The 19,084-nt window shown below is 38.0% G+C and carries 16 protein-coding genes and 4 pseudogenes; 7 read left to right on the top strand and 13 right to left on the bottom strand.

Translation table 11 applies throughout. From position 1 onward, the window contains the following. Positions 1-86 precede the first annotated feature (86 nt). The 6 genes and pseudogenes from AC012T_RS27735 to AC012T_RS27710 form a co-directional block, all read right to left on the bottom strand. Entirely contained in the window at positions 87-845 is a 759-nt protein-coding gene (locus AC012T_RS27735) for a hypothetical protein (protein WP_487067246.1), read from the bottom strand. Between the two features lie 285 nt (positions 846-1,130). Next, entirely contained in the window at positions 1,131-4,004 is a 2,874-nt protein-coding gene (locus AC012T_RS27730) for a hypothetical protein (RefSeq protein WP_487067244.1), read from the bottom strand. Between the two features lie 157 nt (positions 4,005-4,161). Next, positions 4,162-4,473, bottom strand: a pseudogene (locus AC012T_RS27725) (hypothetical protein); the annotation flags it as partial. Positions 4,474-4,768: 295 nt separating this feature from the next. Beyond that, a complete protein-coding gene (locus AC012T_RS27720; protein WP_487067242.1) occupies positions 4,769-5,374 on the bottom strand; it encodes a hypothetical protein in 606 nt (201 codons plus the stop codon). A gap of 256 nt (positions 5,375-5,630) precedes the next feature. Continuing rightward, on the bottom strand, positions 5,631-5,936 hold the full coding sequence (locus AC012T_RS27715; protein WP_016953739.1) for a type II toxin-antitoxin system RelE/ParE family toxin: 306 nt from the start codon (positions 5,934-5,936) through the stop codon (positions 5,631-5,633). Further along, the gene (locus AC012T_RS27710; protein ID WP_487067240.1) at positions 5,933-6,199 is read right to left on the bottom strand and encodes a ribbon-helix-helix domain-containing protein; all 267 of its coding nucleotides are present in this window, start codon (positions 6,197-6,199) and stop codon (positions 5,933-5,935) included. The genes AC012T_RS27715 and AC012T_RS27710 overlap by 4 nt, the downstream gene beginning before the upstream one ends. Positions 6,200-6,919: 720 nt before the next feature. Between AC012T_RS27710 and AC012T_RS27705 the strand changes: the two genes are divergently transcribed. After that, positions 6,920-8,689: an SWIM zinc finger family protein gene (locus tag AC012T_RS27705; protein WP_487067238.1), complete on the top strand. Its 1,770-nt coding sequence runs from the start codon at positions 6,920-6,922 to the stop codon at positions 8,687-8,689. A 278-nt stretch (positions 8,690-8,967) separates the two neighbouring features. Here the strand turns inward: AC012T_RS27705 and AC012T_RS27700 are convergent. Further along, positions 8,968-9,303: pseudogene (locus AC012T_RS27700) on the bottom strand (DUF4277 domain-containing protein); the annotation flags it as partial. Positions 9,304-9,558: 255 nt separating this feature from the next. Here AC012T_RS27700 and AC012T_RS27695 point away from each other — a divergent pair. After that, positions 9,559-9,645 (top strand): annotated as a pseudogene (locus tag AC012T_RS27695) (hypothetical protein); the annotation flags it as partial. 188 nt (positions 9,646-9,833) lie between these two features. On the opposite strand, the gene AC012T_RS27690 reads toward AC012T_RS27695, so the two are convergent. Continuing rightward, positions 9,834-9,977: a hypothetical protein gene (locus tag AC012T_RS27690; protein ID WP_487067236.1), complete on the bottom strand. Its 144-nt coding sequence runs from the start codon at positions 9,975-9,977 to the stop codon at positions 9,834-9,836. Between the two features lie 79 nt (positions 9,978-10,056). On the opposite strand from AC012T_RS27690, the gene AC012T_RS27685 reads away from it, so the two are divergent. Together AC012T_RS27685 and AC012T_RS27680 are read left to right on the top strand one after the other, a co-directional pair. Beyond that, a complete protein-coding gene (locus tag AC012T_RS27685) occupies positions 10,057-11,370 on the top strand; it encodes a DNA/RNA non-specific endonuclease (protein ID WP_487067234.1) in 1,314 nt (437 codons plus the stop codon). A 95-nt stretch (positions 11,371-11,465) separates the two neighbouring features. Continuing rightward, the gene (locus AC012T_RS27680; protein ID WP_487067232.1) at positions 11,466-11,837 is read left to right on the top strand and encodes a hypothetical protein; all 372 of its coding nucleotides are present in this window, start codon (positions 11,466-11,468) and stop codon (positions 11,835-11,837) included. A 258-nt stretch (positions 11,838-12,095) separates the two neighbouring features. Here the strand turns inward: AC012T_RS27680 and AC012T_RS27675 are convergent, their stop codons facing one another. After that, positions 12,096-12,491 carry a nuclease A inhibitor family protein gene (locus tag AC012T_RS27675; protein ID WP_487067230.1) on the bottom strand — a complete coding sequence of 132 codons (396 nt, stop codon included), beginning with the start codon at positions 12,489-12,491 and terminating at the stop codon, positions 12,096-12,098. Positions 12,492-12,763: 272 nt separating this feature from the next. Between AC012T_RS27675 and AC012T_RS27670 the strand changes: the two genes are divergently transcribed. After that, positions 12,764-13,222 carry a DUF6636 domain-containing protein gene (locus AC012T_RS27670; protein ID WP_487067228.1) on the top strand — a complete coding sequence of 153 codons (459 nt, stop codon included), beginning with the start codon at positions 12,764-12,766 and terminating at the stop codon, positions 13,220-13,222. 188 nt (positions 13,223-13,410) lie between these two features. Here the strand turns inward: AC012T_RS27670 and AC012T_RS27665 are convergent, their stop codons facing one another. The 4 genes and pseudogenes from AC012T_RS27665 to AC012T_RS27650 form a co-directional block, all read right to left on the bottom strand. Further along, entirely contained in the window at positions 13,411-13,638 is a 228-nt protein-coding gene (locus tag AC012T_RS27665; protein ID WP_487067226.1) for a hypothetical protein, read from the bottom strand. An 8-nt stretch (positions 13,639-13,646) separates the two neighbouring features. Next, entirely contained in the window at positions 13,647-13,880 is a 234-nt protein-coding gene (locus tag AC012T_RS27660) for a hypothetical protein (protein ID WP_487067224.1), read from the bottom strand. A gap of 384 nt (positions 13,881-14,264) precedes the next feature. Then, positions 14,265-14,921, bottom strand: a pseudogene (locus tag AC012T_RS27655) (ATP-binding domain-containing protein); the annotation flags it as partial. Then, positions 14,855-15,124: a hypothetical protein gene (locus tag AC012T_RS27650; protein ID WP_487067222.1), complete on the bottom strand. Its 270-nt coding sequence runs from the start codon at positions 15,122-15,124 to the stop codon at positions 14,855-14,857. The pseudogene AC012T_RS27655 and the gene AC012T_RS27650, both read right to left, overlap by 67 nt. A 345-nt stretch (positions 15,125-15,469) precedes the next feature. On the opposite strand from AC012T_RS27650, the gene AC012T_RS27645 reads away from it, so the two are divergent. After that, the gene (locus AC012T_RS27645; protein WP_487067220.1) at positions 15,470-16,711 is read left to right on the top strand and encodes a reverse transcriptase domain-containing protein; all 1,242 of its coding nucleotides are present in this window, start codon (positions 15,470-15,472) and stop codon (positions 16,709-16,711) included. A 689-nt stretch (positions 16,712-17,400) separates the two neighbouring features. Beyond that, complete coding sequence (gene ltrA / locus AC012T_RS27640; RefSeq protein WP_487067218.1) at positions 17,401-18,975, top strand: group II intron reverse transcriptase/maturase; 1,575 nt, start codon at positions 17,401-17,403, stop codon at positions 18,973-18,975. Positions 18,976-19,084: the final 109 nt, after the last annotated feature.

The following is a 19,084-nucleotide window of genomic DNA, read 5'->3' as shown; positions in this document are numbered from 1 at the left end:
CCTGGTAGAATAGAAGGGAAAAAAGAGTTAATTAACTCCCTATTGAAGAATGTGATTAGTGTTAAAATTTTTAGGGGCAATATATCTTATTTTTTGACATAAGCAGGGTCTAATCTACTCCAACCAGTTAACTCTAAATATTGACTAGTCATACCAGTAGATAAAACTCTTCTAGCTCGATTTTGTTCTGATTGACTTTCAGCAATTTGATTGAGCATGAGATTAGTTTGTTGGGCATCATGTCGTGCTTGTAAACCATCAGTCCGTACCTGTCCTAACATGGAGACAATTTGAGCATTTTGGGCAGCGATTGCTTTGAGAACATCTTGTGAAGCATCCATATTTTGAGCATCTTCAGCTAACTGCTGTGCTTCTCCAACAGTTTTGTTGGTAGCATCAATTTCAGTTTGAGTCCGCTGTTGTCCTGCTTTTCCTAAAACACCAGCTACCGCAGCACGAGTGCTATTTCTTTCTAGTTCTTTTCCAGCTTCCACTGCACCAATAATAGTGCTACTTTCTGCTGCTATTCCTCCTTTATCTTGCAACTTATCAGCTAATTTTTCACTAGCTGCTGTAGGGTCTGGTATTCCCATATTTCCCGTAGATTCTTCAATTGCTGCTTGAGCATCTTTTTGGAGATTCCCCCAACTTTTATCTACTTCTTGTTTTAGCTGACTTGCTACTTCGTCGAAATAGCCGTTTATATATCCAAAGGTTTGATTGAAGAAGTTATCAAGTTGTCCTCCTAAGTCAATTGCAAAGGCATTACTTGGGATAGTTATTGCTGCTAATATAAAACCTGATGTAATAGCAGTTGAGATGATTTTTTTCTTGTTACTGTTCATGAGATATTTCCTGTTTAATAACTAAAGGATAGGTAAACTCAGAAAATAAGATAGCAACAAATAAGTTTGATAGATGTGTCTTTTGTTATTGGATATCTGGTTTATAGAAAAAATTACAGTCTCGCAGAAAGTCTTATTATTCGATTCCAGATTTATAGAGCCTGTTTCATTTAGATAACTCCACAAAAAAGATGGTCTAATTTCACTCCTATCAAAACAACTTTTTCTCCCCCTACTACCCTGCTCTAAAAAAGATGGGATATTTTTTTATTTATATTTACTTTATTATGCCACTATTTTCAATGGTTTATCAGACTTAGATTCTGAATGATGTGCTGACTTTGATTTTAGTTTCACCTCTTCTAAAATTTCATAAGCCTCCTCAGTAAGTTCTTCACCTCTAATCATTTTGATGTACACTTCAGAAAACCTGACTATTCCAGTAATAGGATCATCTTTATATTTCCTGAGATATAAAGTTCTGAGTTCCTGCTTTTGGGGATTATTAGCAACAGCAGCTAAAAGGCAATAAGCAGGATAATAACGGCAGAATGTAAATTTACCATTATCATCTAATAACCATTGTGAATAAATACCTTCCTTTTTGGGAAAGAATGACTCTGTACTATTACGAGAAATAATCTCTGTTGGATATTGAAAATATTTGATAAATGACTCTATCGCACTACTTTGAATCCGACCAATCAGCCGAGTTGTCAGGTTAGCAAAGATTTTAGCAGATGATTTACTTTGATAGATAGTATCTGGCTCTTGTGCTGATAAAATTACACGAATTCCAGCTTTAGCACCATTAGCACATAATCTACCAATTAATTCGGCAATTGCTTCAAATTGAAACAAAATTGGTGCTTCATCTAAAAAGAAAATTGAAGCCTTAGAACTCAGAGCGCGACGCAAAGCCGCAGCATAAGCACTTAATGATAAAATAGCTGCATCTGCTTCAGAAGAAAGAGAACGCAATGCAAATACTAACAATTTAGCATCAGTACGAAAACTGGAGGGTTTGCTAATAGATTGACCAACTCTACTATTGAGCCAAAATTTTAATCGCAACCTAATTTGGTCTAGTGCTTTGAGTTGTTCTTCACTATTACTGGCAATTGAATCTAGTTTAATATAACCAGGAGAGCAATAGTTATAAAAGTCATTAAGTGTAGGCGTATCATTCCATTCTTCCGTACCCAAACCTTTTTCTAATGCCAATTTATAACGTAATTTGATGTCATCATCGGCAAAGAAAGTTTCAATTGCTAAGGTGATGATACTTTCAATATTACTCACCATTGTAGCATCAACACCAACAGGATTAGTACCTATCACCATTGTGATAATTGTAGATTTAAGGAAATCCTTAAAATCTGTTAATCGCTCTTTTCTTAACTCTACTTCTAACCCCCTCAAATCTGGTAATTCAAACAGGTTATTGGTCTCACGACTAATATCAAAATATGCCCCATCTTCCCCCATAAAATTGGTATAATCAGTAAAAGTGCTACTACCATCTGGCTTGGGATAATCAAGGGCAACAACGGGAATATCTTGAGCTAAAGCCGGGGTAAGTAAACCAGCCACCAATACCGATTTACCTGCACGAGTTGTCCCAAATACTGCTAAATTTTTGTGGTGGTTGTATAAATCTAAATGAATAGGAGTACCACCTTCATCAGCAATTAATTCAAACCCTGTTTTATCTCCAGTTGCAGTTTTAATTACTGGCATTAGTCCGGGGACTTCACTGCTAAAATAAGGCAACCGGCGATTAAATGGTTTAGTTAGCAAATTTTGCCAAACAATTGGTAAACATTGTAACCATACTTTCCAGGCATATTCTGTTTCTCGTACTACCACAGCCGGACGAAGAAAGCAGCTAGAAACATAACGGCAAGCTTCGTCTAGTTTTTGACGTGAGGGACGGTGTACCAGGAAGACTACCGCCGTATTAATTGGCACTGCACCTTTATAGATGGTTTCTTGGGCAGCGATCGCTTCTTCCATGTTCAAGTTGGCTTTTACATCCACGCTGTTTTTATCAGCAGACATGGCAGAGGAAACGATAGATTGTTTAGTCAGACGTTGCAGTGCTGTTTTAGCTAACCCCTCGTTAGCTCTGGTCAGTTGACAAATGATTTCTGTGTCAGAAACCTTATCTCTAGCGATTAGCTCCCACAAATACCGTAATTGAGCATATTCATCCACCCAGCCAATCGGTTTTTCTGTGAATGTTAATGCACCAATATAATGGTCTTGTAAATTTACCCAAGCTCTATCCAAAAAAGGAACTGATGCCTCTCGTTCTAAAATTAAGTGACGGATGTGGAAATCGCTGTTTTGTTCTTCCCGCAATCCATCATCATCTAAAGTCAGCAAGTGCGGAATATTTGGAGGGTTGCTGGTATTAAATTGTCCCCAAATTACTCCCCACAGTTCCTGAGAACCCAAGGGTTTAATATTCAACCCCATTTTATTATTCAGGGTTTGTTCCCATAGTTGAAAGCCAGATGTAAAGCTATTTTTGAGAATTGATTCAATGCGTTGATGTCTAACTTCGTGAATTTGTCCAGTAAATTTATGCCAACTTTCTTTAGCTTGAAGAATGAATTTCTCTACAAAGTCCGCTGTTTCACTATTTTCAGCAACAGTATAGGTACAGTAAATTCTCAAAAATTTGTTTTTGCGATCGCCTTGATTTGTTAAATCTCTAATTCGTAACCTTTCTGACCGAATTAACAGCATCAGTTCATTACTGCGACAATTTTCTTCTAATGCTCTTAGTTCCTGTTGACGCTCATGATCATCGGTAAATGAACCCAGATGAAACGTTAAAGATTCACCATAGGGTATTTCTTTAAGTCCGGCTTCTATACCTGCAAAAATTGGTAAAATTTGACTCTCTGGCAGTGATGAATGGATACCTTGGCAGTCAAAGCAGAATTTAATTTGGATATCGTCTTTTCGCTTGAGGATAATTGCACCAACATCTTTTCTGCCGGCCATGGAGATACTAGCGATTGCTGCAATATGAGTTAAGTCCTCAAAAGGAGTGAGGCGTTTAGCAACAGAAATTTCTTGAGCAGAGATATTTTTTCTGCCTACCTTATCTTTGGGTATTTTATCTTTAGCTGAAGAACTTATGGTCATGATTTCTCTACTCAAATAATGTGACATTTCCTAACTTTGACCGACAAAGAAATGAATACAAGCATCTAAATTTATTTATGCCCAAAGCCAAACTATGTGAAGAAAAGTAAATAAGACTCAAACCATTGTTCCCCCTACTCCCCACCTCCCTGCCCCTTTTCCTCTTTCTTAGAATTTCTGGTTGTTGAATCAGGGAGTAAAAGCGTTTATATCCTCTAGTAACTCTGGGTACAGTGAGAAACTTTGATAACCAGGTTTTATTACTGGTAAGAGTCCACCAAGTTCCCCACCCCCAAGCGATAACTAATCCAGTCACTAACCAAGAAGCTTGGAGACTTTGTTTGCAGATTAAGTATGTAATCAGTGCAATAGCTGTCCAAGGAAAAACTTGATCTGCTGGAAATGGTCCAATTCTCGGTTGTTCCCCCAAAACTCGGTTGACTGTTCTAAATTCTTTGCGCTTCATCATCTGAGGTTTTTGAAGGTGTAAATTTAACCTAAACTGCTATTATCAGACTGAGAGAAAAGCTGAAATTTTATTCGTTGTATTGTCGAAAAATAGTGAATTTATCCAAGGGTGATAGAAGTTGTTGAGAAACGAGTACCCGTTATGCACAAAAATTCAAGGATCTGGAGTCAAAATTAAAACTGTCTTATTGTTTGGCTTTTAACTTAGATTCTGTACCTCACTTATCTGGAATCTACTGTAAATCTCTAAAAGCTACTCTTTAAGAAAGAGTTCAATCCCTCTTTTTCTGAGCTATTTAAGCCGCATTACCAGTAATCAAACCTGTGAGAATATCGCCAACTACAATAGTAACGCTGATGATCAGTGGAGTTCTCGCTAAATTCTGCCAATCTTCATCGTTTCTGGCAGCATTGACAATTCTTACCAAAGAAATACCAAGATACAGCAAAAATAATGCTCTAAGGACATTAAAAAATAGTGCAACAGCATCAGCAGGCATTCCTGCAAAAGCTCCTGTCATCCATGTTTGGGCGCTATTAAAAAATTGGGCATTAGCTGGTGTTGTGGTGAAATCAAAAGTGAAAATTATACAGATAATGCCGACTAAAATGGCATAAAGGTTGATTCCCCAACGGCGTTGCAATTTTTCAAATTTAGTCAACAACTTATTTGCTAATTTGGGAAATGCTGCGATGATGGCAGTCAGCAAAATTAATACAGACATCAGCAGATGATTGATCGATGTATTTGCCAACACTAATGCTGTTGCTGCTGCTACCAATAAGAAAATTGAACTTTTTTTATCAACTGGACGACGCTGGGATACCATTGGATAAACTTCAATTGCGTACTGTTGGGGAATTTGGTAATTACTGCAATCAAGATTATTGTGTATTCTCATGTCTCAATCTTTATAAATACTTCCGAATAAGCATCATTTTCTACTATCCTGCTTGCCTCAGTCAGCTATCAAATTGCGTAATTGCAGATATAAGATTGTCTCTTCTTTTTTCAACACTTATTTATAAAATATTGGTATAAAAATTATGACAACATCTATCAATTGATATAATAAATTTAGCGTTGCTGAATTATGCACTCTACATCAGAAATGCGTTAGTGTAGCTCACGGTCTGGTAGAATTTATCCTATTCATTCTATTGAGAATCATCAAACACAGAGGGAAGATTACGACGACCACTTACTACCCGCAAAATTTCAATTCCATCATCCACATCCAAGACTCTATAAAAAATTATATAGCCTTCAAGGAGTAATCCTCGCAAATCAGCATGTATTTCTGAGTAGCTTTTACCACTATTTGGAAAGGAAATTAATTGTTGACATTTACGGTTAAATTCCTGGAAAAATTTTTCACCTGCTTCTAGGTTATTTTGTGAGAAGTATTCAGCAATTTCGCTCAGATCACGACTAGCGAGAATATTAATAACGTAACGATTCATTTTTCTACCTGTCGCTGTTGCTGAAAACGATCTAAAATTTGATTTACAAATGTTTCACCGTCAATAGGTGCTGTGTGTTCTGAAATTGCAATAGCCGCATCAATTTTTTCACGCACTTCCTCAACCCATTCTGTCTCAGAACGATCATACTCATCTAGCAACTTGAGAGCGATTTCTAGAACTTCTTCTACAGAATGGTATTTCCCAGTTTGCAGCTTTGTTTCAATAAAGCGTTCTTGCTTAGGTGTGAGACTAATGCTCATAGTAAATTTTGATTAAGTTGGCTATACATAATAACTATTGTAATATAATTCCAAAAATTTAATTATTCTCAAGGCGTTAGTAGCCAAACGGGAAAATACTTCTTTACCAGAGGGTAATTTACCAAGTTTATGGGTTTTCGCTCCTTCTGCTTCTACTGGTTTACTGGAGAGTTAATGAACTATAAAATACCTATTAGAAATTTATCTCATTTATTGAGAACATTTTTGGAGAAAAGTTTATACAACCCTGAATCCTTCGTGATAATTATTCAGAAGTGGATTTGATCTGCGGAATGTGGGATTTAACTCTAATAAATTCTAGTCAATTCTCCCAATCATTAGTTCTTCCGTACTAAATATATCCGTTTTTTTGGGGTGTGACAGTTGTGGGTGCGGAATCTGGGATTTATCAGTTCGCAGATATTGTCCCACTAACTCCTGTCAAGCAATGGTCAATGAAACAGGCAGCTTTTTTGAAGAAAAAGAACTATCGTCAAGGCTACTTGTCAGCTGAACGGTGATAATAGTACATCAGATGAGTATTTGCAAATGTTTCTAGATCAAAAAATGTGACCCATGGATCACAAAATGCAATTAAACACTTTTTGACTCCTGTGGATGAGCGGTTTTACTCCTACCGTCTGCTGTAAACTGGTTATTAAAACGTAAAATAATGTACTTTATTTAAGTATCAAGCTGAAAATAATTAACTTAAGTCTTATGCAAATTCTACCAATTTCTGAAGCAATAATTCGCCATAACTCTAATTCCTCATCTTACAGTCGTGGTGAAGATTATTATCGTAGAGATGCAGTTGCAGACCTGAAAAAACGAGGTAATCTAATTCAAGCAGCAGTTGAAGGAAGCGAAATCAGACCCTATCAAGTCAGTATCAATTTTGATGCAGCCGGAATTACCTCAGCTTATTGTAACTGTGCTTACGATTACGATGGGTGGTGTAAACATATTGTCGCTACTTTATTATATTGTTTACGTAAATCAGAAACAATTACAGAACGTCCCACATTAGAACAGTTATTAAATCGTCTTGATATTGTCCAAACCCAGCGATTATTACAAGAATTAGGAGAAAATAAACCAGAACTAATTGATGAAATTGATAACTTTGTCAGTTTAATAGATTTACCAAAACCAGCTAAAGAACAACTGTCTACCCAACAACGGAACATTGATGTCAAACCATTTCGCTCTCAGGTCAAGCGGATTTTACGAGATGGATTACAAGAATTAGAATATGGCTCAGAAGATGATCCATTTACAGATGAATTACTAGCTGTAGTTGAGGAAGCACAAGAATTTGCTAAGAATGGAGATGGTAATAATGCCATTTTAATTCTGGAAGCTATCACCACAGCTTACGCCGAAGAATGGAATGAATTATGTGATTATGGTGGAGACTGTTTTTCCATAGCAGAAAATCTTGATATCGCATGGACAGAAGCAATTTTATGTTCAGAATTATCACAACCAGAAAAGGTAGATTTACAAATGTTGTTGTCATCATGGCAGGATGAAATTAATGCAGAGTTTGCCATGAGTTTAGAAGCATTGCGTCAAAGTTGGGATTATGAACCACTGCAACGAATCTTACAAGGAGATGATACTGCACAGCTTTGGGAAGATGAAAGACCAGATTTTGCAAATCATTTAGCGGCTGTTCGGTTAGAAATTTTAGAAATTCAAAATCGTTATCAAGAGTATTTGAATTTAGCTTTAGCAGAAGGAATGACCCAACAATATCTAACTCAATTAGCAGCTTTGGGTCGAATAAAAGAAGCCATATCTGCGGCTAAAGTTCTTATGGATACAGCAGAAGCAGCTTTTGCCTTAGCCAAAATCTTACGGGAAGATGGGTATTTAGTGGAAGCCTTAGAAATATCGGAAGCAGGGATAAAATTACCAGGCAATTGTTTGTATGAATTTGCAAATTGGACAAGCGATTTAGCTCAAGGATTAGAAGAATATACTACAGCTTTTAATGCTAGTATTATCGCCTTTAAAATCAGAGCATCATTTAGACATTATCAAAAAATACGAGACTTAGCAGGAGAGAATTGGCCGACAGTTAAACAAGATTTATTGGCAACACTCCGCAAAGAACCAAATTGGGGAATACAAGAAGCTAAAGTTGATATTTTTCTCTATGAAGGATTAATTGATGATGCAATTAAAACAGTAGAAAGAGATAGTTACTATGATTCAGAATTAGTTCACAAAGTTATGGATGCAGCAATTCCTCATCGTCCTGATTGGGTAATTAATAATTCCCGCAAACGCGCAGAACCAATTATGAATGAAGGAAAAGCTGACCGTTATGAATCTGCGGTGCGTTGGTTAAAGAAAACGAAAGCTGCTTATTATCAAATGGGAAAACAAGCTGAATGGTCTGCTTATCATTCACAATTAGAAGCAGAGCATGGTCGCAAACGTAAATTAATGGGATTATTCAAAGATAAGAATACCTGGTAGGCGATGGCGCAAAGCGCCCGCCGCAGGCATCGCTTTATCCCCATACTGTTTGTAAATCTTGACTGCATAGATAGTAGCCAGCATTCCGCACTTCAAAATGTCACATATTAATGTTTCAAAAAATGTTACCAAATTAGGATAGTTTGATTAAGTAATAATCCTAATTTTTCCTGGTGGTTATGCCTGCGGCGGGCTACGCCGCAGGCATCGCTATCTGACCATTATTAACCCGATATTGGTAATATTGATGTATTACAAAATGAAGTGCGGAATGTGGGTAGAAATAATTTTGTTAATCCATATTTATAGAGCTTATCCATAACTCTGCCTATTTTATCGTCATTTAATTCTGATGCTTTTATTCCATCTCCTATTAAATGCTCTATGGCTTTATCTTTAAAGAAGTCTGGGAATAAATATAATGGTCTTGATACAAAACCTAGTCCATTGAGAATGATGGCTTTGACTACTTCTCCTGTGTTTATTTTCTCTCTTTTATCTATTGAAAATATCTCATTAATTTTTTCTACTATTCCTATCTCATCTATTATTCCTGCTACTATTCCTAAGTGATTTATGTTTTTACTTTCCAACTCTTCTTTTTGGCTATTCATATTTTTTTTGGCATTTTTATTTCATTTAGATTCATTTTCTCATTTTTGTTCCTGAATTTATTATCCATGCCTTATGAATTTCAATCTGTTAGTTATTTGGAAATTAATGTATATATTCTTACTATATTAACTGCGTATTTATTTGAAAATTTATCTGTTACTTATGCTACTTTTATTTGTACTACAAATTGAAGTGCGGAATGTGGGTTAAATGATGAGGAGTTACATCTTCATCATAAAAAGCCAAAAGCTCAAGGTGGTGGTGACAATTACGGCAACCTATTACTCGTACATCTGTACTGTCATCAGCAAATACATTCTGGAACAATCCATAGTTTATGACTTGCTTGAGCCGGATGCGTTGTAAGGCGCAAGTCCGGTTCTGAGGGGGCGGGATTATAGCGATATAGTCCTGCTACCCGACCAGGATGGCAAATGAAAACCTTTATTGGTAATACTTTCAGACTATTTATCGAACCAGTATTGATCAGCTAGAAAAGTTGACGGGTTTTGATTTCCTTTCAGCAGTTTCACAAAATATTCAAACCTACGGCGTACCCCTCCGAACAAACAAGCCAAGCGGAGCGTTTGGTAGAGAAGAGAGCGAAGCGATCGCTTAGAAGTTCAGCATAATCTAAGACTAATAAGAACTTAACCTCTTCTAGCAATGCCATTAGCTATCATCCTGTTGTACATAGTAAATCAAAAACTTTTTACTGAAACTACTGGACAAATACAGGTTAAATCACACCCATGATAGCGAATTTTTGGACAAAAATTTATCGTAATGCTTGGTTGACAGGATTAGTCGTAGTTTTACTAATTACCTTCAACACCCTATTTAGCGCCAAAGGTACAACTATTATCGAGGGGTTTGAATCTGGCTCCAAAGGCAGTTATGCAGCCGCTGATGTCACCCTTAGCACAGGTATTTGGAATTTAGATGATGCCTTAATTGGGAATTTAACAGGTGATGCCAAAAGCGGAACCCAATCTGCAAGAGTTCGCAATAGCGGTGCGATCTCCATGAAATTTGATCGTATTACTGGGGCTGGCACAGTTACCATTAAACACGCCAAATATGGTACAGATGGTAGCAGCACTTGGAATTTACAATGTTCAACAAATAGCGGTAGTTCCTGGACAACAATAGGTTCATCAGTCACTACCAGCTCAACAATACTGTCCACAGCAACCTTCACACCAAATATTTCTGGAACAGTTCGCTGTCAAGTAAAAAAAACAGATGGAACTGCTAACAGAACCAATATTGATGATATTACCCTAACCGATTATGGAACTTCAGGTGGTGGTGGCGGTAGTGGAAGTGTTCATCTAACAATGGGTAATCCCAGCGGTGCTGCAACTGCCAATTTAGATAATTATTTGCTTGATAAAGCTCAGTATGCAGTTGGGTATAATTGCAGTTTAGGTAGATCCAATTGGGTATCTTGGCAGTTAAACTCCTCATGGTTAGGCTCAACACCTAGACAAGATGATTTTCGTGCAGATACTACCCTACCTTCTGGATGTTATCAAGTTCAGGGTACAGATTTCAGTGGTAGCGGATTTGATAGAGGTCACATGACTCCCAGTGCTGATAGAACTAGCACGGTTGCTGTTAACTCTAGCACCTTTTTAATGAGTAATATGATTGCTCAAGCACCCGATAATAATCAGGGGATTTGGGCAAACTTAGAAGACTATTCTAGAACCCTAGTCAGTCAAGGAAAAGAACTCTATATAATTTCCGGTGGATATGGTACTGGTGGGACTGGAAGCAATGGCACATTCAATACTATTGCTGGTGGTAAGGTGACAGTTCCTAATCGCACTTGGAAAATTATAGTTGTTCTCAATACACCTGGTTCTGGAGTTTCTGGTGTCACTACATCTACAAGAGTGATTGCTGTTAATATTCCCAATACCCAAGGGGTTAGAACTGCTGACTGGAGAAATTACAGAGTTTCTGTAGACAGTATTGAATCTTTAACTGGGTATGATTTTCTTTCACAAGTTTCAACATCTATTCAGTCTGTAATTGAAGCACAAGTTGATAATTTGTAAGTTTCGATAATTTCAAAAATGACTAAGCCTGTCTGCATCTGTGGACAGGTTTACAAATTAGCCTCAAGATATTCAACACTACTATTAGACAGGATATGCTCAAGTTAAACAGTGTCAAATTAACGAATTTATTCTTTTTGTTATGTTTTTTGAATAATTGGTTTTTTGCAACTCCATCTCAAGCTCAGGTAATTCAACCAAATCAACTTGATTGTGAAAATGTAGAGTCTAGCGCGATGGTAATGACAACTGAAGGTGTAAAGCCTGTGACTATGTTTTGTGATTTTCAGGAGAAACGTGAACAAAAATTTACTGATGTTAAAAGCCAACAACAGCCAATTGAGTCTATACCCCGCCTTTCTTTGGAAAAACCTTATGAGTTAAATGGAAATGTTTGCAGAAATCAGGGTGCAGATATGATTTGTTTAACGCCTCTAGGTGCTTCTAATCTGAGATGGAATAAATAGATGTTTTGGAACATTAAAATAAAACAAAACTACAAAGCTTACCCTAATCTATGGATACTCCCTTCCCACTCAAGAAATAGGCATAGAGTTAACCCCAGAACAGACTGATTTTTCGCTCAATTAATGTCTAATTTTACGCTGGGAAGGGAGTAGGCTTTGTAGTTTATAGCGATTTATAAATTTACGACTATACTCCATCCATCTTGAAAACTTGAGTTTTCGCCATAGAAAAACTATAGGTTTCAACGTAGACGGGGTTTAGGTTTCCACAACTTTTGTAGAAATTCCTGCTAAATTTTTATCTGAAGTTTTTCCAATGATATAGACATCGATGCTGATAGTACCTATTCGATAAACCTTGATTTCATTTAAGTTATCTTTAAGGGTTTGGAGAAGAATTTGAAATTTCTTAACTTCTTCTTTTTGGATTTCGTTATGCCACTCTTTTTCAAAGGCACAGTTTCTAAAGAAATATTCTAATTCAACTTCTTCTATTGGTGAGTCTTGAGGATGATTTGTTAATTGGAGGATTTTTTGCGTTGTTAAAGGTTCTTTTTCTTCCCATAAAATTACTTCAAACGGATATTCTGACTCGCTCGTCATCAATAAGCTGTCTGTAGCTTTTTTCAACTGGTCAATAATAGTGTTAGTCATTTTTTAGCGTTCACGAAGTGTAGTGTAACTATCTCTTAATAAACCGTAGGTAATCACTGTCTATCTTCCCCCAAGAGTCACATAGTGTCATCTTTCCAAATGTAGTTTTTTAGATAAAATTTAATGATGTCTCAGGTGGGCGTAGCGATTGCCTGCGGCGCAGCGAAGCGATTGGCTACAGCGATCGCTTGACAAACATCACTTTATTGATTTTTAACTCCTAATCAACTTTACCCAGTAAGATATGGATTAATAATAAGTAAGCCCTGAATATGTATAAACAAATCAATAAAATAGTTGTTCTAACGGTTACAACTTTAATAGTGAGTTTATTATTACCACAAGTAAGTATTGCTGCACCGAAAGGGTTTAAGACCCCCAGTGGCAATATTTTTTGTGAACTAATGGAAGGCGATAATACGAATACAAACAGTTTACGCTGTGAAATTGCTAGTTCTCTGAAACCTAAACCTACTCAACCCTACCCTGGATATTGTGAATTTGACTGGGGACGTGGTTTTTTATTACCTGCGACGGGTAAACCGGAAATTCTCTGCATTAGTGATACTATCGCTGACCCTAATAAATCTGTTCTTGCTTACGGTCAAACTTGGAATAATGGCGGGTTTAAGTGCATTTCCCAAAAAACCGGACTGACTTGCACTAACACTAATGATATTGGTTTTTTCCTTAGTCGGGAAAAATGGCGGGCATTGGGTATCTCAAAATGAAGCTGTTTCATCAAGCGGGTGGAGCTATCGCAAAGGTAGTAAACCAAAATCCGAGTCGGGAAACCATTGATAAATTTTAAATTGCCTAAAATGACTGAACAACAACCCATACATCAGAATTGAATATCAACGACAATTGCTCACTTCATAAGGTTTTTTTAGGGGATGTTGCTGAATAATGCTATCGTTTACATTCCCAAGTCTTCAAAATATGCTTGAATCTTTTTCTCCAAATATTGGAATGCAAGTTCTATAGTCCGATAACTACCTTTACCTTCATAAACTGTTCCACCATAATCATAAGCTCTAACAAACGAATTAATATGTTCACTTTGTCCAATTTCTATCCAACCCTGTTCTTCTATAAAACGGTTAATATGGGGATATTGTTCTTCAAAACTATTGGATTTTGGCATCTTGGTAATTACTCACTAACAGCATCAAGAAAGTCCTGTTTACCTTCTTTGAGAGTATCTTTAACTTCAGCTTCTATCTCAGGACTAATTTTCTGGGTTTCCACCATATACAAAAAAAACTTTTTAAAAGAAGTGATGTAAGATTTAGTGCTACTTTCAGATGCCCACATTGCTTTGCGAGGAAAATAATCTATTAGAAATGAAGAAACATCTTGTTCATCTGCTTCATCAAGTTTTTGCAATGGTTCATAACCAACAAGATATTCAGCAAAAAACTCAATATTTAAATAGAAATTGTTTTTAATTCAGATCAGATACTCTTACTATTTTACGTTCGTTTATAGACATTTGTATTCTCTCATAACATTACGTAGCTGTATAAGTAGGTGAACAGAAAAATTTCAAGGTATGTATCGGTATGTAAAGTTGTTTTAATGCGTTATTCTGATTGAGTTTCAGCCATTTTACAAAACGCAGTACCCCGCATTTTTATTTTGTTCACCTACTTACAGCACTTTGCTCAACTATTTGGTACAAAACGAAATCCTATAACCTTTGCGTCATAAACCTTTTGGATATTTAGGTGTGGTTATTTAAAAATAAAAGTGCTGTATAATTTGCTCAATTTATGAAGTCATAGATTTCTCTAACAATACCAACCTTTGTTGTAACCGTGTATATCGTTGCATATCATCTGTAGAACGCACAGCCAAGGATATAGCTTTTTTTGCCCCAATCACAATTGCTAACTTTTTAGCACGAGTTAAACCTGTATAAAACAGATTACGACTAAGCATCATATAATGCTGCATATACAAAGGCAAAATCACCACCGGATATTCAGACCCTTGGGATTTATGTATAGAAACACTCCAAGCTAAAGTAATTTCATTCAGGTCAGCATAATCATAAACTACAGAAGGTTCTCCATACTGCACATTTATTTCTTGTTCAACAGTGTCAATGTCTGCGATGATTCCTAAATCACCATTAAACACTTCTCTTTGATAATCATTAGTCTGCTGAATTACTCTGTCACCTACCCGCAACGTCATCCCACCCCTGGTAATCTCTACCTTATCGGGACTTTTAGGATTAATTAATTCCTGCAATACAGTATTCAGATTGCGAGTACCTACTAAACCCCTTGACATCGGACAAAGCACTTGTACATCAGTAGCGGGGTTAAATCCTAATTTTGGGATTAAATCTGTAATCAATTCACAAATTGTTTGTACCCCATGTTCTGGTTGATATCCCCCTCCATGCCACAAACAGTCAGAGTGCGATTCGTTGTGAGTGAATCACGGTAATCAGCCCGTACATAAGCTAACCAACCCAATCCAATCATGGAAAAAGGTTGAACTCTCGGTCTGATATGGGTGAAAGTCCCATCTACCAGACTCAGGTATGACTCCCTATCTGCCCACACTGACCAGACTCGGTTTTCGGAGGGTGAAGCTGGGAACAGGGCGCAATCAGACATCCGTTGTGGGGTGACACTGGTGCTAACGGGGAGTTCCCACGGTGAAACAGAGCCTAGAAAAGCAACCTAGTTTGAAGCAGGACACAACACCAAAAGCCTGACTTCACTGGAGTTCATTCCCGCCGTAGTTCTGATGCAAACGGTAAGAGTCCAGGGATTCCAGTGGTTGAATTGGCTACACCTAATGGAACTATCAATCAACCGAGGGAACGAATAAAAACGGATTGAGGGTCTAAGGGCGGTCGAACCCTAAGTAGGCTGGACGAGCAGCGGAATCCCTTCAATTCGCGTAGGACAGACCGTAATTGGTCTGAGGTGTTCAGAATACACAGATTGGAGCAGAGCATGATTAGACACAGAGACAACTCTAGTGAATCCTGGAAGACATTACCTTGGAAGCAATTTCGCCGTAACTTATTCCGCCTACAAAGACGCGTGTATAAAGCTGTTCAAGTTGGAGACAAGCGCAAAGCAAAGTCCCTGGGACGCTCGGCACATGATGCCCAGAAAATCTTGTTTACTAGCTTAAACTCCAATGCCAACGGAATAGATAAACGAGTTATAGAACTCGATATCGAAAAATGCTTCGACAGGATAAACCACACCGCCATCATGGATAAACTCATCGCTCCCAAGAGTATAAGACAGGGAATTTTCCGATGTCTCAAAGCCGGAGTTAACCCAGAATTCCCTGAACAAGGAACACCCCAAGGCGGGGTAGTAAGTCCATTATTAGCCAACATCGCCTTAAATGGGATTGAAAGTATTCATAGATACCACACTCATGGCTTTAGAATCACGAGTAAAACCCCAAAGGAAAACACTATTGAACCATCAATCCGCTACGCGGATGACATGGTGATAATACTCCGACCCCAGGACGATGCCACAGAAATACTTGACAAAATCAGTCAGTTCCTAGCAGAGCGGGGAATGAAAGTCAGTGAGAAAAAGACACTCGTTACCGCCGCGACAGATGGATTTGATTTCCTGGGCTGGCATTTCAAAGTCCAGAAAAACGGAAAGTTTAGATGCGTTCCATCAGTGGACAATTACAAATCTTTTCGCAAGAAAGTAAAACACATCGTCAACAACTCGAATTATGGTGCTACCACAAAGGCTGAGAAATTAGCCCCTGTAGTTAGAGGTTGGAGGAACTACCACCGCTTCTGCAAGATGGACGGGTCGCGTATCTCGCTATACCACATTCAACACAGAGCCTTCAAGGTATTCAATAAGGAAACTAAGCAAAATCACTACACTAGCAAGCAATTACTAGATAAGGCGTTTCCCTCAGTCCCTTACTCCGAAAACAGATACATCAATGTCACAGGTGAAAAATCACCCTACGACGGAGATTTAACTTACTGGAGCGAACGCAACAGCAAGTTATATGACAATCACACCTCTAAAGCCCTTAAACGGCAAAACCATAAATGTGGACATTGTGGACTAAAAATGCTTAGTGATGAGAAGGTACATTTACATCATATAGATGGAAACCACCAAAACTGGAAAACTAAAAACCTTCTAGCCATTCACGAAAGCTGCCACGATTACATACACATGAGCAAAAGCGAAAGCTGAGAACATCGGAAGCTGGGTGCGGCGAAAGTCGCACGCCCAGATTGTGCGGTTCGTTGATTGAAACCAAAGCCCCTTTAGGACTTTGGAGGGAAATCGTCTCTACACCGCCTTGAGTAACAACTCAGAAATATAGTAGAGATAACTTTAGTTTAGTGTGAGTGCGTCGAAGTCAAAATCAACAAGTCTCACCCGCTAGGAATGGCGTGATGCCAAAACTGCCCACATGGATGGAGAATAAACTCTAAAAATGAAGCTGGGGACAGAACGAGAATAACAAACCTGAGATGGGGGTAACTCGTATAGGTAAGTAGTCATGGTTAAACACTAGTTGAACTCTCGGAAAAAGCGTCTGAACGTGAACGACCGAACTCAAGGTTGGATAACGACACAAGATAACACATAAAGAAAGTGTGAAAATACCCGCATTATTTTGATCTGAATAAATGCAATTCTGGGAAATCGTAGGCGAAATGAGAGAACCTAAAACTACAAAACAACTAAACTAAGGAACGAATAAAACTGCTCTTTCAACCTCCAGTTTAGAGATTAAATCTCGGAAACTGTGGACTCCTTAAATAAGAGTTAGCGGGTAGAGTTGATAAGATGTACTCGAAAATTTAACAAGTAAGGACTGTTAGACAACTGGGTACGGTTTACATAGTTAATGTTCAAAATGCGTAGAGAATGTTATGACAACGGATTTACATCCAGTTGATAAATGGAAATCGATTCCCTGGCGCAAGCTACGGAAAATCGTATTTCGCCTACAAGTAAGAATATTTAAGGCTCAAAAGAACGGTAACACGCGCCTAGTGCGTAAACTTCAGAAACTTTTATTAAGCTCTAAAGCAGCGAAATTGCTTGCCATCCGGCAAGTGACACAGCTAAATACTGGACGGAAAACCGCAGGGGTGGACGGAAAGAAAGCCCTCGAACCATCTCAAAGATTGGCACTACTTGAAGTGTTAGTTAAGAACTGGAGGCAATGGAAACACCAGCCATTAAAGCGAGTGTTCATCCCTAAAGCCGATGGAACTAAAAGAGGATTAGGTATTCCAACCATTAGCGACAGAGCATATCAATGTCTCATCAAATATGCCTTGGAACCAACAGCGGAAGCTACGTTCAATGCCCACTCATACGGGTTCAGACCTAGTAGAAGCTGTCATGATATTCAAAGACAATTATTCAATAATCTAAACTCTAGTAGTAATGGAGTAGAAAAGAGAATTTTGGAATTGGATATTGAAAAATGTTTCGACAAGATTGACCACAAATTTTTGATGCAATCTGTCCAACTACCAAAGGCAGCAAAACAAGGAGTCTTTCGGGCAATAAAAGCCGGAGTTAGGGGAGAATTTCCTTCGTCAAAATCTGGTACGCCCCAAGGGGGAGTTATTAGCCCATTACTAGCAAATCTAGTCCTTCACGGATTAGAAAATGTAGGTCATGAGGTCAGATTAAAAATCAGAAATGGCGGAAGATATATAGACACTATTAATGGATTTCGTTATGCGGATGACGTTGTGTTTATTCTGAAACCCGGAGATGACTCCAAACTCCTCCGAGAATACATTGATAACTTCTTGGAAACAAGAGGATTAAAAGTCAAAGAAGCCAAAACCAAAGTTGCACATAGTACAGATGGTTTCGACTTCCTTGGGTGGAACTTCGCAGTTAAACCCAATGGTAAATTCATTTCGACACCCAGTCAAAAAGCTACAGATAGCATTAAGACAAAAGTTAAAGAAGTGATGAAAGATAGTCGTTTCACTTTAGAGCATCGCATCAACAAGTGTGGTTCGATGATAAGAGGGTGGAGAAATTACCATCGATTCTGCGATATGAGTCAACATGACCTATGGTCACTGCGCTACTGGTTATGGAAATTCATTCGGAAACAAGGAAGATACAACCGCTATCAAACCAATAAGGTTATAAAAAGAGCAATTCCTTCGGTCAGTTGGTCAGCTTGCAAGTTTGTCATTGTCAAAGGAGATAAATCACCCTATGATGGCGACTTTGTTTATTGGTCTAAACGCGAGAATGCTAACTACGATGGTATAACGGCACGACTTCTCAAGAAACAGAATCACAAATGTACAGACTGTAATCTATCGTTCATTTCAGGTGATATTGCAGAATTACACCACATCGACGGCAATCATAATAATTGGAAACCGATAAATTTGGAAGTCCTGCACCGAGAATGTCACCAGCATCAGACCATTCATGATCTGATGAGAGTCCGAACAGCGGGATAAACCCGACTTATTAGGTGTCAGACTGAGGAGCCGGATGCAGTGAAAGCTGCACGTCCGCGTTCTGAAGGAGAGGTGTCTCCTGGCAACAGGAGCATCGATTCTAATTAAC

This window comes from Anabaena sp. EIM26 (assembly GCF_057568715.1).
This window is presented reverse-complemented; position numbering and strand designations above follow the sequence as displayed.

What these genes read in the sequence shown, in the direction of transcription:
- AC012T_RS27735 (WP_487067246.1), bottom strand. Translation starts at nt 845, where the DNA reads ATGAACAGTAACAAGAAAAAAATCATCTCAACTGCTATTACATCAGGT.
- AC012T_RS27730 (WP_487067244.1), bottom strand. Translation starts at nt 4,004, where the DNA reads ATGACCATAAGTTCTTCAGCTAAAGATAAAATACCCAAAGATAAGGTA.
- AC012T_RS27720 (WP_487067242.1), bottom strand. Translation starts at nt 5,374, where the DNA reads ATGAGAATACACAATAATCTTGATTGCAGTAATTACCAAATTCCCCAA.
- AC012T_RS27715 (WP_016953739.1), bottom strand. Translation starts at nt 5,936, where the DNA reads ATGAATCGTTACGTTATTAATATTCTCGCTAGTCGTGATCTGAGCGAA.
- AC012T_RS27710 (WP_487067240.1), bottom strand. Translation starts at nt 6,199, where the DNA reads ATGAGCATTAGTCTCACACCTAAGCAAGAACGCTTTATTGAAACAAAG.
- AC012T_RS27705 (WP_487067238.1), top strand. Translation starts at nt 6,920, where the DNA reads ATGCAAATTCTACCAATTTCTGAAGCAATAATTCGCCATAACTCTAAT.
- AC012T_RS27690 (WP_487067236.1), bottom strand. Translation starts at nt 9,977, where the DNA reads ATGGCATTGCTAGAAGAGGTTAAGTTCTTATTAGTCTTAGATTATGCT.
- AC012T_RS27685 (WP_487067234.1), top strand. Translation starts at nt 10,057, where the DNA reads ATGATAGCGAATTTTTGGACAAAAATTTATCGTAATGCTTGGTTGACA.
- AC012T_RS27680 (WP_487067232.1), top strand. Translation starts at nt 11,466, where the DNA reads ATGCTCAAGTTAAACAGTGTCAAATTAACGAATTTATTCTTTTTGTTA.
- AC012T_RS27675 (WP_487067230.1), bottom strand. Translation starts at nt 12,491, where the DNA reads ATGACTAACACTATTATTGACCAGTTGAAAAAAGCTACAGACAGCTTA.
- AC012T_RS27670 (WP_487067228.1), top strand. Translation starts at nt 12,764, where the DNA reads ATGTATAAACAAATCAATAAAATAGTTGTTCTAACGGTTACAACTTTA.
- AC012T_RS27665 (WP_487067226.1), bottom strand. Translation starts at nt 13,638, where the DNA reads ATGCCAAAATCCAATAGTTTTGAAGAACAATATCCCCATATTAACCGT.
- AC012T_RS27650 (WP_487067222.1), bottom strand. Translation starts at nt 15,124, where the DNA reads ATGTCTGATTGCGCCCTGTTCCCAGCTTCACCCTCCGAAAACCGAGTC.
- AC012T_RS27645 (WP_487067220.1), top strand. Translation starts at nt 15,470, where the DNA reads ATGATTAGACACAGAGACAACTCTAGTGAATCCTGGAAGACATTACCT.
- ltrA (WP_487067218.1), top strand. Translation starts at nt 17,401, where the DNA reads ATGACAACGGATTTACATCCAGTTGATAAATGGAAATCGATTCCCTGG.